This is a genomic window from Streptomyces sp. NPDC005799 (assembly GCF_040630525.1).
GTDB lineage: Bacteria > Actinomycetota > Actinomycetes > Streptomycetales > Streptomycetaceae > Streptomyces > Streptomyces griseorubiginosus_B.
In genome coordinates this window covers 18,576-32,618 of record NZ_JBEXXQ010000014.1, presented here as the reverse complement: position 1 = coordinate 32,618, position 14,043 = coordinate 18,576, and the positions used below count along the sequence as shown (strand labels likewise).

General features: G+C 70.5%; 9 protein-coding genes. All 9 read left to right on the top strand.

The features are described 5' to 3' along the window. Window positions 1-151: 151 nt before the first annotated feature. A complete protein-coding gene (locus ABZ453_RS15915) occupies window positions 152-1,429 on the top strand; it encodes a M6 family metalloprotease domain-containing protein (RefSeq protein ID WP_359015511.1) in 1,278 nt (425 codons plus the stop codon). Window positions 1,430-1,978: 549 nt separating this feature from the next. After that, window positions 1,979-3,736 (top strand): IclR family transcriptional regulator C-terminal domain-containing protein, encoded by a 1,758-nt coding sequence (locus tag ABZ453_RS15910; protein WP_359015509.1) that lies wholly within the window; start codon window positions 1,979-1,981, stop codon window positions 3,734-3,736. A gap of 191 nt (window positions 3,737-3,927) precedes the next feature. Further along, window positions 3,928-5,175: an ROK family transcriptional regulator gene (locus ABZ453_RS15905; RefSeq protein WP_359015669.1), complete on the top strand. Its 1,248-nt coding sequence runs from the start codon at window positions 3,928-3,930 to the stop codon at window positions 5,173-5,175. An 11-nt stretch (window positions 5,176-5,186) separates the two neighbouring features. Beyond that, entirely contained in the window at window positions 5,187-7,031 is a 1,845-nt protein-coding gene (locus ABZ453_RS15900) for a glycoside hydrolase (RefSeq protein ID WP_359015507.1), read from the top strand. Window positions 7,032-7,279: 248 nt separating this feature from the next. Then, window positions 7,280-8,551, top strand: a complete 1,272-nt coding sequence (locus ABZ453_RS15895; RefSeq protein WP_359015505.1) for a sugar ABC transporter substrate-binding protein — start codon at window positions 7,280-7,282, stop codon at window positions 8,549-8,551. A 20-nt stretch (window positions 8,552-8,571) separates the two neighbouring features. Then, window positions 8,572-9,537 (top strand): sugar ABC transporter permease, encoded by a 966-nt coding sequence (locus ABZ453_RS15890; RefSeq protein ID WP_356762905.1) that lies wholly within the window; start codon window positions 8,572-8,574, stop codon window positions 9,535-9,537. Next, on the top strand, window positions 9,534-10,400 hold the full coding sequence (locus ABZ453_RS15885; RefSeq protein WP_359015502.1) for a carbohydrate ABC transporter permease: 867 nt from the start codon (window positions 9,534-9,536) through the stop codon (window positions 10,398-10,400). The genes ABZ453_RS15890 and ABZ453_RS15885 overlap by 4 nt, the downstream gene beginning before the upstream one ends. 28 nt (window positions 10,401-10,428) lie before the next feature. Further along, window positions 10,429-13,326 (top strand): glycoside hydrolase family 2 TIM barrel-domain containing protein, encoded by a 2,898-nt coding sequence (locus ABZ453_RS15880; RefSeq protein WP_359015501.1) that lies wholly within the window; start codon window positions 10,429-10,431, stop codon window positions 13,324-13,326. A 99-nt stretch (window positions 13,327-13,425) separates the two neighbouring features. Then, window positions 13,426-14,043: phosphotransferase (locus tag ABZ453_RS15875; protein ID WP_359015500.1), on the top strand; the 618-nt coding region annotated here is incomplete at its 3' end.

The window sequence follows — 14,043 nt, the reverse complement described above, 5'->3', positions numbered from 1 at the left end:
CTGCCCCAATTCCTGTGACCTGAGTCACACCCACGTTTATGCGGGAAACCCCGTTCGGACTCCTCCAGCGAGCGCCCGCCCCGGCCCCGACCCAGGGTGATCGAAAGGGCGCAGCCCACCGCGACGGCTGCCATGGAGGAAGGGCCCGTGCATGCCGCTCAGCCGTCGGATACGCCCGCGCACGGTGGCTGCCCTCGCGTCCGTGACCGCGCTGATCCTGGCCCTCGGCACCTCGGCCGGCACCCGCCACCCCGGCACCGGCACCAAGGCGGCCGGGGCCGGCCCGAGCGCGATGGCCCGCAGCGCCGCGCTCGCCCCGTGCATGATCAGCGGCAACCGGACCGTCCAGATGTCCGAGGGCGTGCCGACGACGACGGGCTACTCCCGCTCCACGGGGACCGTGCACGCCCTGACCCTGATGATCGACTTCCCGGACGCGCCGGGCCCTGGCGACGCCCTCGACCGGTTCCGCGAGTTCTTCCCCCGGACCCGCGAGTGGTTCCGCACCGCCTCCTACGGCCGGCTCGACTACCGCCCCGAGACCCCGATCCCGCACTGGCTGCGCATGCCGAAGCCGTTCAGGGCGTACGGGATAGAGCGCGGCGCCCCCTTCGACCCCGGCTACCGGGAGCTGGTCCAGGACATCGTCGGCGCGGCCGATCCGCAGGTCGACTTCCGCTCGTACGACTTCCTGAACGTGCTGGTGACCCCGAACGCGGGGCCCTCGGCGCTGGACACGGTGCTGTCGGTGACCTTCGCGGGCAACGCGGACGCGCCCGTGGCGGACGGTGTGCCGGTGGCCAACGCGTCCTTCGTCTACTCCCGGCAGGACGACGGCTCGGGCTCCTTCGCGCGGACCGGCTACCGCGTCCTGCCGCACGAGAACGGGCATGTCTTCGGGCTGCCCGACCTGTACACGCAGGAGGGCGGGGGCGCGGTCGGCCACTGGGACATCATGAGCGAGGACTGGGGGGCCGACAACGACCTGCTCGGCTGGCACAAGTGGAAGCTCGGCTGGCTGGATCCGTCCCAGGTCAGCTGTGCGGCGACGCGGGGCACGACCGAGTACACGCTGACCCCGCTGGCCCGCGCGGGCGGCCCGAAGCTGGTGTTCGTGCCGGTCGGCGGCCGCGCCGGGTATGCGCTGGAGCTGCGCACCCGTGAGGGCAACGACGAGGCGGTGTGCCGGGCGGGCGTCCTCGTCTACCGGGTCGACGCGGACGTGGACACCGGGATGGGGCCGGTGACGGTGTACGACGCCCACCGCAACAGCGGCGGCTGCACACGCAGTCCCAACGTGAACGCGGAACTGTCGGACGCACCGTTCACCCCGGGCGAGGTGTTCCGGGATCCGAGACGGAGGATCCGGATCGCGGTGGCGGGAGTGGACGGAACGGGCGCGTACCGGGTGCTGGTCACTCGATGGTGAGGGGGGCGGGGCGTCTTGGAGCCTGGGCGGCCGGCGGTGGGCGAGGCGGGCGTCATGGGTTGCCGGGCACCCGGCGGTGCGTCGGGACGGGCGTCTTGAGTTGCCGGGCACCCGGCGGTGAGCAGGGGCAGGCGCCCGCCCTGGGTGCTGGCGGCCGGCGGTTTGCGGGGCGGGGCGGCCCTGGGTGCGGCGGAGCGCCCCGGGTGCTGGGCACCCGGCCATGGAACGAGGCAGGGCACCCTGGAGCCTGGCCACCTGGCGGTGAGCCGGGGCGAGCGCCCGCCCTGGGTGCTGGCGGCCGGCGGTTTGCGGGGCGAGGCGGCCCTGGGTGCGGCGGAGCGCCCCGGGTGCTGGGCACCCGGCCATGGAACGAGGCGGAACACCCCTGAAGCCTGGCCACCCGGCGGTGAGCCGGGGCAGGCGTCTTGGGCTGCCGGGCACCCCGCGGTGAGCAGGGGCAGGCGTCCGCCCTGGGGGCTGGTGGGCGGCGGTGAGCCGGCGTCGGTCGCATTACGGTAGGGCTGCCCTGACCGCCGTACCGGAGAAGCGATGCCCGCGAACCCCGAGCCCGACGCCGTCGCCTCGTCCGCCGTACCGGCCGAGGCGGTCACGCCGCTGATCCGCGGGGTCGCCGTGCTGCACCGGCTGACGGAGGCGGGCGGCACGCTGAGCCTGAGCGCGCTGGAGCGGGCGACGGGCCTGGCCCGCTCCACGGTCGACCGGGTCACCGCGACGCTGGCCCGTATGGGGTACGTCCGCCTCGACGGCCGGGACGTGTTCCTCACCCCACGGCTGATGGAGCTGGGCAACGCCTACCTCGCCGCCCTGCGCCTGCCCGCGCTGCTGGACGCGCGCGCGGACGCCCTCGCCGACGAGCTGGACGAGTCGGTGTCCCTGGCCGTCGCCGACCGCGACGGCATCCGCTTCATCCACCAGGCCACCCGGCGCCGGGCGATGTCCCTCAGCTTCCGCATCGGCGACCTCCTCCCGGCCGAACGCACGGCACCGGGTCCGCTGTTCGCCACGGAGTGGACCGAACCCGACTGGCAGGCATGGCGAAAACGCCGGACGGCGGACCCGCAGGACAGGAGCTTTCCGGCGGTCCCGCCGCGGGAAACCACCGACGGCGAGGCGGAGTTGGACCGAGAGGCCGAGCCACCAGCCCAGCCGGCCGAGGCGGTTCGTGCCGTGCGTGGTTCCGGTGAACCCGACCCCCACTCCGCCCCGGACTTCGAGCGGCGGGTGACGGCGGCCGCGGAGGACGGGTGGGCCTTGGACGATCAGTTGATCGAGCCGGGGCTCGTCGCGGTGTCCGTGCCTGTGCGGGATCCGCGGACCGGGCGCATCGTCTGCGCGGCCAGCGTCGTCAGTCACACCAGCCGGCACACCGCGGCCGACCTGCGCGACACCCTGCTGCCCCGACTGCGAACGGCGGTACGGGCCATGGAGGACGATCTGCGCGCGGCACCGCCGCGGAAGGGCGAGGCGTCGCCGTCCGGTCTCGCCACCTGGACCGGCGCGTCGAAGCAGGAGCTCGGCCGGGAGTTCGTCGAGTCGCTGGCCCGCGGACTGACCGTGCTGACGGCCTTCGGCGAGGGGCGGTCCGCCCTGACGCTCACCGAGGTCGCCCAGGCGACGGGCCTGGCCCGGGCCACCGCGCGCCGGGCGCTGATCACGTACGAGCACCTGGGCCTCGTCCGCGCGACCGACCGCTTCTTCGAGCTGACGCCCCGCGTGCTGGGCCTGGGCTTCCCGCCGCTGTCCCGTACGACCCTGCCCGAGATCGCCGGCCCGCGCATGGCCGAACTCGCCGCCCGCGTCCACGAGTCGACCTCGCTGTCCGTGCTCTCCGGCCCCGACATCCAGTACACGGCCCGCGTAGCCACCCGCCGCGTCATGAGCGTCAACCTCGCGATCGGGACGCGGCTGCCGGCGTACGCGACCTCGATGGGCCGGGTACTGCTGGCGGACCTGCCGGAGCCGGACCGTACGCTCGGCGCGCTGCGTCCTCTCACCTCGCACACGATCACGGACCCCGCCGCCCTGGCCGCCATCCTGGACGCGGTCCGCGCCGCCGGCTACGCCCTGGTCGACGAGGAGCTGGAGGAAGGTCTGCGCTCCATCGCCGTCCCGGTCCGCGACCGCACCGGCCGCGCCGTCGCCGCCCTGAACGTCGCCATGCACGCCGCGCGCCACTCGGTCGAGGAGTGTGTACGGGATATCCTCCCCGAACTGCGCCGCACCGCGACCCTGGTCGAGGCCGACCTCCACGTGGCGGGCCGCTTCACCCGGATCCCGGTGTCCTGACCGGCATCCCGACCGGCGTCCCGGCCGGTGTTACGACCGGTGTTACGACCGGGCCTCTTCAACTCTTTTCCAATCCCTTGTCGAAAGTCCCCCGCAGGCCATAGCCTTGCGCCGCGCCGGTGCTGGTGTCGGGACCGACCCGGCTCCGGGCCGCCTGGGAAGGGATGGGGACGACGTCAGTGAAGACGCCAGTGAAGCGCACCTCGCGTGACATCCGTACCGCGAACCGGTACGAGGTGTTGCGCCAGATCATCGCGGAGTCCCCCACCTCCCGCCAGGAGCTCGCGGCCGCCACCGGACTGAGCCTGGCCACGGTCGCCACCCTCGTCGGCGAACTCCTCGACCTGCGGATGATCACCGAGGTCGGTTTCGAGGACTCGGCGGGCGGCCGCCCCCGGGGCCTCGTCGCCGTCAACGCGTCGGGCGGCGCGTTGATCGGTGTCGACATCGCGGAGACGTACGTCCGCGTCGAGCTGTTCGACCTGGGACTGAACGTCCTCGCCCGCGCCATCGAGGAGATGCGCCCCGGCGAGAACCAGCCCGAGCAGGTGGTCGCCCACGCCGCCGCGGCCGTCGGCTCGGTGGTCATGCAGGCCGGCGTGGAGGGCGCCCGGGTGCTCGGCGTCGGGGTGAGCGTCCCCGGCCAGGTCGACCGCGCCACCGGCGTCTCCGAGTACGCGCCCAACTGGGACTGGCACGACGTGCCGCTGCTGGACCTGCTCACCGAGCACATCGCCTACCCGCTGTACCTGGACAACCCGCTGCGCGCCTGCGCGGTCGCGGAGTTGTGGTTCGGGGCGGCGCGGGGCCGCACGGACGCCGTGGTGGTCAACCTCGGCACCGGCGTCGGCGCCGGACTGGTCCTGGACGGGCGGCTGCACCGGGGCGTGAGCAACAGCGCCGGCGAGTGGGGCCACAACACGATCGTGCTGGACGGACGCCTGTGCCACTGCGGCAACCACGGCTGCGTGGAGACGTACGTCGGCGCCCCCGGCATCATGCTGAACCTGCGTGAACTCAGCCCCGACAGCACGCTGTTGCACCCCGAGGACCAGACCGCCACCATCGACGCGCTCTCCCGCGGGGTCGTCGAGAACAACCCGGTGGCGGTCAAGGTGGTCCGGGACACGGCCCGCTACCTCGGCGCCGGCATCGCCGACCTCGTGAACCTGATCAATCCCGAAGTGGTCGTGCTCAGCAGCTGGGTCGCCAAGACACTGGGCGAGCCCCTGCTGGACGAGGTGCGCGCAGCCGTCGCCCGGCACGCCCTGAAGCGGCCCATGGCCGCCACCGAGATCGTCCTCTCCCCCATTCCCACCGACCCGGTGTGCCTGGGCGCGGCCACGTTCGCGCTCGAGGGGGCGCTGCAGTCCGTGGGGCAGAGGGCCACCGTAAGGCGCACCATCCCCGCAAGGAGCCGTACCGCACCACCTTCATGACGACGGAAGGGATGCACGTGTCTCACCCCCACCGCAGTAGACCGGTCCTGTTCGCGGCCGCGGCCGCGCTGGCCGTCGCGGGACCCCTGACAGCCGCCCCGACCGCCTCGGCCGCCACCCCCACGGCGGCCGAGGTCTCCCCCCACGCCGCCCAGACGATCGACGACATCGGTGCCTCCGGCGCCTGGTGGGTCAACGACCTGCAGCACTTCGAGCCCGAGGTGCAGGCCCAGGTGGCCCGACTGCTCTTCTCCCAGCAGGGGTTGGCCCTGAGCTCGTACCGCTACAACATCGGCGGTGGCGGGGTCGCGGTCACCACCCCCGCCCGCGTCGCCGGGGACTTCCTGAACCCCGACGGCTCCTACGACTGGAGCAGGGACAAGGGCGGCCGGACCTTCCTCAAGTACGCCGCGAAATACGGCGTCAAGGACCTGATCGGCTTCGTCAACAGCGCGCCCGCGCAGTGGACCACCAACGGGCAGAGCTGCGGCGGCCGGTTGAAGCCGGAGAACGAGGGCGACTACGCCAAGTACGTCGCCGACGTGACCCAGCACTTCGCCCGGCAGGGCGTGCGGCTGGACTACATCAGCCCCTTCAACGAGCCGGACAACGACTTCGGTTCGTGCGGCCAGGAGGGCATGAAGGTCACCGTCGACCAACGGGACGACATCGTGCGGGCGTTGGGCGCCGAGCAGAAGGCCCGTAAGCAGAAGACCTCGATCATCGCCGACGAGTCCAGCCAGACCACCCAGTTCGTCTCCGAGCTCCCGCAGTGGATCTCGCAGCCGGGCACCGCCCAGTACGTGTCCGCGCTCGCCCACCACACGTACAACAACCCCAGTGACGGGCAGCTCGCCAACGTCTACGAGACGTCGAGGACCGTCGGGCAGAAGTCCTGGGCCACGGAGATCTGCTGCTTCGGCAAGGGCTCCACGGGCTGGAACCAGGAGTACGACCCGTCCATCGACAACGCCCTGCTGATGTCGAGGATCATCTACAAGGACTTCGCGACCGCCCACGACTCGGCCTTCCAGTGGTGGGTGGCCCTGGCCAGCGGCTACGGCAGCTCCCCCACCGAGAAGAACGACGTCGGCTGGAACGACGGCCTGGTCTACTACGACCCGGACTACGCGACGAACGGCAACCAGAGCCTGTACTTCACCAAGCGCTACTACGCGCTCGGCCAGTACAGCAAGTTCGTCCGCCCGGGCTCGGTCGCGCACAACGTGACCGGGGCGCCGGACGGCGTCGAGGTCTCCTCCTACGACTCCGGCGGCAAGTGGGTGGTCGTGGTCAACAACCACAACGCCACCGACACCCCGCTGAGTCTGCACTTCAACAGCAAGGCGCCGGTACGGGCCGCGCAGGCCGTGCGGACGTCGGCCACCGAGAACTGGGCGAAGGTCGCCAGGCCCTCGGTGAGCGGCGGCACGGTGTCGGCCACGCTCGCCGCCCGCTCGGTCACGACGTACGTCTTCGACCAGAAGGGCCGCGGCAGTACGGCGGTCACGGGCGCGCTGGCGGGCAAGCAGTCCGGCAAGTGCCTGACCGCGAGCGCCTCGGGAGCCGCCATCGGCACCTGCACCGGCACCACCGAGCAGTCGTGGTCGTACGACGCCAAGGGCGGCCTGAAGGGCGCGAACGGGTATCTGACGGCCGGGAGTTCGGGCCTGACGACCAGTGCCGACTTCACCGGTGACGCGAGCCAGCGCTGGCTGCTCAACGCCAACGGACAGATCCTCAGCGAGGCGTCCGGCAAGTGCCTCGACGTCAGCGGACAGGCGACCGCCGACGGCAGCAAGGTGATCCTCTACAGCTGCAACGGCGGCACGAACGAGGCCTGGAACAGGGCCTGACCGGGATCCGACCAGGGTCCGACCCCCACTGACCGAGGGCCGCCGGCCACCTGACCCCGGCGGCCCTCAACCTCCTTGCACCACACCCCCGTTCGGGATCCCGAACCGCGTACAACGTTTCACGCAGACTTCGTCCAACCCCTTGCCTAAGCCCTTCTCGAACGCTTAGCTTCCCGCACTGCAATCCCTTTGAGCCATCTGGCGCTGAGCGACAGAGCCGCAGCCGCAACAGAGACAAGGACGTCAGCATGTCGGCAACGAGCAACAACAACTGGTCCCGTCGATCGATCTTCCGGGCCGCCGCGGGCATGGCCGCAGCCGGCACCCTCGCCGCGTGCGGCAGCAACAACGGCCGCGGTGGATCCGGCGGGTCCGGTTCCGGCAAGCACCTGGTCCAGTACTTCCACGCCTATGGCGAGGCGGGTACGGAGCAGGCCCTCAAGCGGTACGCGGCCGCCTACAAGAAGGCCGACGTCAGCACCAGCTGGATCACGGGCAACAACTTCGAGTCCGCGCTCTTCGCGACCCTGCTCAGCAGCAAGGCGCCCGACGTCTTCGAGTTCCACCCGCAGCTGCAGCTCGTCAAGAGCGGCCAGGTGGCGGACCTCAGCGACCTCATCGACCCGGTGAAGGACGACTTCAACCCGAACGACATCAAGTCCCACACGGTCGACGGGAAGATCTACGGGATCCGGATGATCGACGACCCGCAGTTCTTCTTCTACCGCAAGTCGATGCTGGAGAAGGCCAAGGTCGACGTCCCGACCACCCTCGACGAGCTGATCGAGGCCGCCGCCAAGCTCACCACCGGCAAGGTCAAGGGCCTCTTCCTCGGCAACGACTTCACCGCGATCCAGAACTCCCTGATCTGGTCGGCCGGCGCCGACACCCTCGACGCGAAGAACCAGATCGCCTACCACACGCCGGGCGTCATCGAGGGTCTGAAGAAGCTGCGGACCCTGTTCACCAGCGGCCATGTGCTGCTGGACGCCCCGACCGACTTCTGGGACCCGTCCTCGCTCAACCAGGGCCTGTGCGCCATCCAGTGGGGCGGCATGTGGTCCATGCCGGCCATGCAGAAGGCCCTCGGCGACGACCTCGGCGTCTTCCCGTTCCCGAAGATCGGCAGCGCCGGCAAGCAGTCCGTCTACAACGGCGGCTGGTCGATCTTCGTCAACGCCAAGGGCAAGAACGTCGAAGCGGCCAAGGAGTACGTGAAGTGGCTGTGGATCGACCAGAAGCAGTACCAGGAGGACTGGGCCACCTCGTACGGCTTCCACATCCCGCCGCGCACCTCGATAGCCAACCAGGCCACCAAGCTCAAGTCCGGCCTGCCGGCTGAGGGCGTCAAGCTCTTCACGGACTACGGCCACTTCGACAACATCGGCTGGGACCAGACGATGATCACCGCCTTCAACGACGTGCTCGCGTCCTCCGTCCGCAAGAACGGCGACCCCGAAGCCGCGCTCGACGCCTGCGACAAGAAGGTCGACGTCGAGCTCAAGAAGCTGTTCGGATAAGCCGCCGGGAAGACCACGACATGTCGACCACCACCACACGCGGGGTCGCCCAGCCCGCCCCGGCCAAGGCCTCCCAGGCCCGGCCGCGGCGGGGTCTGCGGGGCAACCCGACGTTCAACTTCTGGCTCTTCACCGGGCCGTTCCTCATCGGCCTGGTGATCTTCGTCTTCGTGCCGATCGTCTGGAGCATCTGGCTCAGCTTCTTCGACGCCCGGTACACGGTCACGCCGAGCCACTTCATCGGCTTCGACAACTACAAGCAGATCCTGACCAACAGCAACTTCCCCAGCTCGCTGGTGACGTTCACCGTCTTCGCCGCGTTCATCGTGCCGACCACCTGGGCGCTGTCGCTGGGGCTCGCGCTGCTGGTGAACCGGCTGACCTTCATGCGGGCGTTCTTCCGGTCGGTGTTCTTCCTGCCGACCGCCGTCTCCTACGTGGCCGCCGCCCTGATCTGGAAGATGTCCATCTTCAACGGCGTCCGCTTCGGCCTGGCGAACACCGTCATGAGCTGGTTCGGCGTCGACAACACCGCCTGGATCTCCAACCCGAGCCCGCCCTGGTACTGGCTGGTCATCGTGACCCTGCGCCTGTGGATCCAGGCCGGCTTCTACATGATCCTGTTCCTGGCGGCGCTGCAGAACATCCCGCCGGAGCTGTACGAGGCCGCCGCCATCGACGGCGCCAAGCGGGGCTGGCAGACCTTCCGGTACATCACGCTGCCCCAGCTGCGGGCCACCTCGACCGCGGTGATCCTGCTGCTGCTGATCGCCGCGTACCAGGCGTTCGACGAGTTCTTCAACATCATCGGCACCAAGGCGACCTGGGCGCAGACACCGCTGATGGAGCTGTACAAAACGGCCCTCGGCACCGACCAGGACTACGGCGCCGGCAGCGCGGGCGCGGTCATCCTGTCCCTGCTCATCTGTATCGTCACGCTGGCCCAGGGCAAGATCATGGGCTTCGGAGGAGGGGAGGACAAGTGACCGTCACCGCACCGCAGCCCGGCAAGGACCACAAGAAGCGCGGAGGTGTCCTCGGCAACACCGGCCTGTACATCGCCGTCACCGTCGCCGCGTTCCTCTTCCTGATCCCCTTCTACCTGATCCTCCGCAACGCGCTCTCCACCGACCCGGAGATCACGGGCGAGAACTGGAAGCTGCTGCCGTCCTTCCAGTGGGGCAACATCTCCGAACTCTTCGACGACCCGACCGTCGAGTTCGCCCACTCCATGTGGAACTCCACGGTGATCGCCGTCCTGAGCACCGTGGGCACCCTGCTGTTCTGCTCCATGGCCGGATACGGCCTGGCCCGCATCCCCTACAAGCACGCCAACAAGGTCTTCTACGTCGTTCTGGCGACCCTGATGGTCCCCACCGCCGTCACCTTCGTGCCCAGCTTCGTACTGGTCTCCTCCCTCGGCTGGATCGACACCTACCGGGGCATGATCATCCCGGGGCTGTTCAGTGGTTTCACCTGCTTCCTTTTCCGGCAGTACTTCCTGGGATTCCCCAAGGAACTGGAGGAGGCGGCGCGCGTGGACGGGCTCGGCTACTGGGGCGCGTACTGGCGGATCGTCGTACCCAACTCGCTGAACTTCTTCGCGGCGATCGCCACGATCACGTTCATCAGCGGCTGGAACGCCTTCCTGTGGCCGCTGGTCATCGGCCAGGACCCGAGCGCCTGGACCGTGCAGGTCGCGCTCTCCTCCTTCATCACCAACCAGACCGTGAACTTCCATCTGATCTTCATGGCCGCCGCCATTTCCATCCTGCCCCTGGTGTTCGTGTTCCTCTTCCTCCAGCGCTGGCTGGTCCAGGGGATCGCGCAGACGGGCATCAAGGGCTGACGCCGTTCTCACCATGACCTGGAGACCGATGACTACCCGCACCTCCCCCACCCTCGGCTCCGCTCGGGCGGGGGGACCCCCATCCACCGACTACGTAGAGGACGTCTCCCCCGGCAGCGGGGCGCTCCCGCCGCGCGCCTGGTACGCGACCTCCGACGCGAAGTCCCTTTCCCTGAACGGCAGCTGGCGGCTGCGTGTGTCGCCGACCGCCGACGCCGAGGACGACTCGTTCGCCGAGCCCGGATTCGACGCCGGGGACTGGGCCGAGGTCACGGTCCCGGGTCACTGGGTGCTCCAGGGCGACGGCGCCTTCGGCCTGCCCATCTACACCAACCACCTCTACCCCTTCCCGGTCGACCCGCCGCACGTGCCGACGGAGAACCCCACGGGCGACCACATCCGCGTCTTCGACCTGCCCGCGGACTGGCCCGCCGACGGCGGCGCCGTGATCCGCTTCGACGGCGTGGAGTCCTGCGCCCGCGTCTGGCTCAACGGCACGGACATCGGCGAGTTCAAGGGCTCCCGGCTGCCGCACGAGTTCGCGGTCGGCCACCTGCTGAAGCCGGCCGGCAACGTCCTGGCCGTCCGCGTCCACCAGTGGTCGGCCGGTTCCTACCTGGAGGACCAGGACCAGTGGTGGCTGCCGGGCATCTTCCGTGACGTGACGCTGCTGCACCGCCCGGCCGGCAGCGCGCTCGACTTCTTCGTGCACGCCTCCTACGACCACCTCACGGGCGAGGGCACCCTGCGCGTCGACTCCGACGTCGACGGGCGGGTGCTCGTGCCCGCCCTGGACATCGATGTCGAGACGGGGACGACGGTCACGGTGCCGGTCCAGCCGTGGTCGGCCGAGGTGCCGAAGTTGTACGAGGGTGAACTGGTCACCGAGGGCGAGCGGGTGCCGCTGCGCGTCGGCTTCCGTACGGTGGAGCTGTCCGACGGCCTGATCAAGGTCAACGGGAAGGCGGTCCTGTTCAAGGGCGTCAACCGCCACGAATGGCATCCGGAGAAGGGCCGCGCGCTGGACCTTGCGACCATGCGCGAGGACGTGCTGCTGATGAAGCGGCACAACCTCAACGCCGTGCGCACCTCCCACTACCCGCCGCACCCCGCCTTCCTCGACCTGTGCGACGAGTACGGCCTGTGGGTGATCGACGAGTGCGACCTGGAGACCCACGGCTTCACCGAGCAGGCCTGGCGCGACAACCCCGTCGACGACGACCGCTGGACCCCGGCCCTGCTCGACCGGGCCGCCCGCATGGTCGAGCGCGACAAGAACCACCCGTCGGTGGTGATCTGGTCGCTGGGCAACGAGGCCGGCACCGGCCGCGGCCTGACCGCGATGGCCGAATGGATCCACGACCGCGACGCCTCGCGCCTGGTGCACTACGAGGGCGACTGGAACTGCCGCGACACGGACGTCTACTCACGGATGTACGCCGGTCACGCCGAGGTGGAGACCATCGGCAAGGAGCTGGACGGCGGCACCCACAAGCGCCGCGAACTCCCCTTCATCCTCTGCGAGTACGGCCACGCCATGGGCAACGGTCCCGGTGGCATCGCCGACTACCAGCACCTGTTCGAGACGTACGAGCGGCTCCAGGGCGGCTTCATCTGGGAGTGGATCGACCACGGCGTCACCCATCCCGAGCTGGGTTACGCCTACGGCGGCGACTTCGGCGAGGAGCTGCACGACGGCAACTTCGTCTGCGACGGCCTGGTCTTCCCCGACCGGCGGCCCTCCCCCGGCCTGCTGGAGTTCAAGAAGGTCATCGAGCCGGTCTCCCTCGAGGCCGCAGACGGCACCGTACGGGTGACGAACAAGCAGGACTTCGCCGACCTGTCGGCGTTCGCCTTCGACTGGTCGTACCAAGTGGACGGCGTGAGCGTCGAGTCGGGCTCCCTCTCGCTGCCCGCGCTCGCCCCGGGCGAGTCGGCGGACGTCAAGCTGCCCGAACCGCCGGCCGACCACGGACGCGGCGAAGCACAGTGGACGGTACGGGCGCTGCTCGCGGCGGACACCGCGTGGGCGCCGCGGGGCCACGAGGTCGCCTGGGGCCAAGTCCCGGTCTCCGCACGGCCGTTGCAGGCCGTCCCGGCCACCGACGGTCCCGTGCTCGGCGACCGCGTGATCACCCTGGGCCCGGCTTCCTTCGACGCCCGCACGGGCGCGATCAGGAGTATCGGCGACGTCCCGGTCACCGGTCTGCGGCTGGATGTGTGGCGGGCGACCACCGACAACGACGAGGGCGCCGGGTGGGACGACGGCATCCGGTACGCGGAGCTGTGGCGCAAGTACGGCCTGCACCGCATGCGCCACCGCATCGACTCCGTGGAGGCGACCGACGACGCGCTGACCGTCCGCACCCGGGTGGCGCCGGCCGCCTGGGAGTTCGGACTGGCGACCGTCTACCGCTGGACGTCCGACGGCAACCGGCTGCGGCTGACGGTGTCCGTGGGCCCGCAGGGCGAGTGGCCGGTGCCGCTGCCGCGGCTGGGCGTACGGTTCGGTCTCGGCGCGGCGGACACGGTGAGGTGGTACGGCGGCGGCCCCGGTGAGGGCTACCCGGACACCAAGTCGGCGTCCCGCGTCGCCCGTTACGAGTCCACGGTGGACGACCTTCAGACCCCCTACCTCCGCCCCCAGGAGAACGGCGCCCGCCCCGACGTCCGTTGGGCGGAGCTCGGCGGACTGTGGATCGAGGGCGACCCGGAGTTCCTCCTCACGGCCCGCCGCTGGACGACGGAACAACTGGACGCCGCCACCCACCGCACCGACCTCACCCCGGGCGACACGGTATGGGTCAACCTCGACCACGCCCACCACGGCATCGGCACGGCGTCCTGCGGACCGGGCGTGCTGCCGCAGTACCGGCTGGAGGCGGGCCCGGCGGAGTTCTCGTTCGTGTTCTCGCCGACGGCCTGAACCGAGGCGTACTCGACCGGCTGACCGACCCGCCCCGCCGCCGACCGCGGCGGGGCGGCGGTAGTCCGCGACCGTCCCGCCGACACGAGGAGGTGCCCCATGTACGCCGCCGTGGACCACGTGAGCGCGGCCTACGACCTCGGCAGCGGCACCGGCACCTGCCGCTGGACCATCGAGCCGGTCACCCGGGGCGCGCTGGGCCGGATCTGGAAGATGTCGGGACCGTCCGGCGACTGGGCAGTGAAGGAAATGCTCTTCGGCTGCGACGAGCGCCAGGTACGGCGCGAAGCCGCCTTACGTGACGCCTCGGAAGCCCTGGGCATCGCGTCACCACGCCTGCTGAGGAACGGCGAGGGCGCCCACGTCACCCGGCTCCCGCCGCACCTGGGCGGCTCGTACCTGAAGCTCTACGACTGGGTGGACGGAACCGCCGCCGACCCCGCCGCCCCGGAGATCCTGGCCTGGGTGGGCCGGAGCCTGGCCCTGCTCCACAGGGCCGGGGCCGGACCGACGCAGCCCCCGATCGCCTGGTACGAGAAATGCCCCACCGAATCCGAGTGGCAGGCCCTGCGCCGAAAGACCGCCGACTCCGCCCTCCCCTGGTCCGACGACCTGGCGGACATCGCCCCCCCGGGGTGGGGGCTCAGCCCCGCGCTGTACCCCCCCCCCCCCCCCCCCCCGGGGTGCACCCCCCCCAACGGCCCCCCCCCCCACGGG

Coding starts and splice junctions, on each gene's coding strand:
- ABZ453_RS15915 (WP_359015511.1), top strand. CDS start 152: ATGCCGCTCAGCCGTCGGATACGCCCGCGCACGGTGGCTGCCCTCGCG.
- ABZ453_RS15910 (WP_359015509.1), top strand. CDS start 1,979: ATGCCCGCGAACCCCGAGCCCGACGCCGTCGCCTCGTCCGCCGTACCG.
- ABZ453_RS15900 (WP_359015507.1), top strand. CDS start 5,187: ATGCACGTGTCTCACCCCCACCGCAGTAGACCGGTCCTGTTCGCGGCC.
- ABZ453_RS15895 (WP_359015505.1), top strand. CDS start 7,280: ATGTCGGCAACGAGCAACAACAACTGGTCCCGTCGATCGATCTTCCGG.
- ABZ453_RS15890 (WP_356762905.1), top strand. CDS start 8,572: ATGTCGACCACCACCACACGCGGGGTCGCCCAGCCCGCCCCGGCCAAG.
- ABZ453_RS15880 (WP_359015501.1), top strand. CDS start 10,429: ATGACTACCCGCACCTCCCCCACCCTCGGCTCCGCTCGGGCGGGGGGA.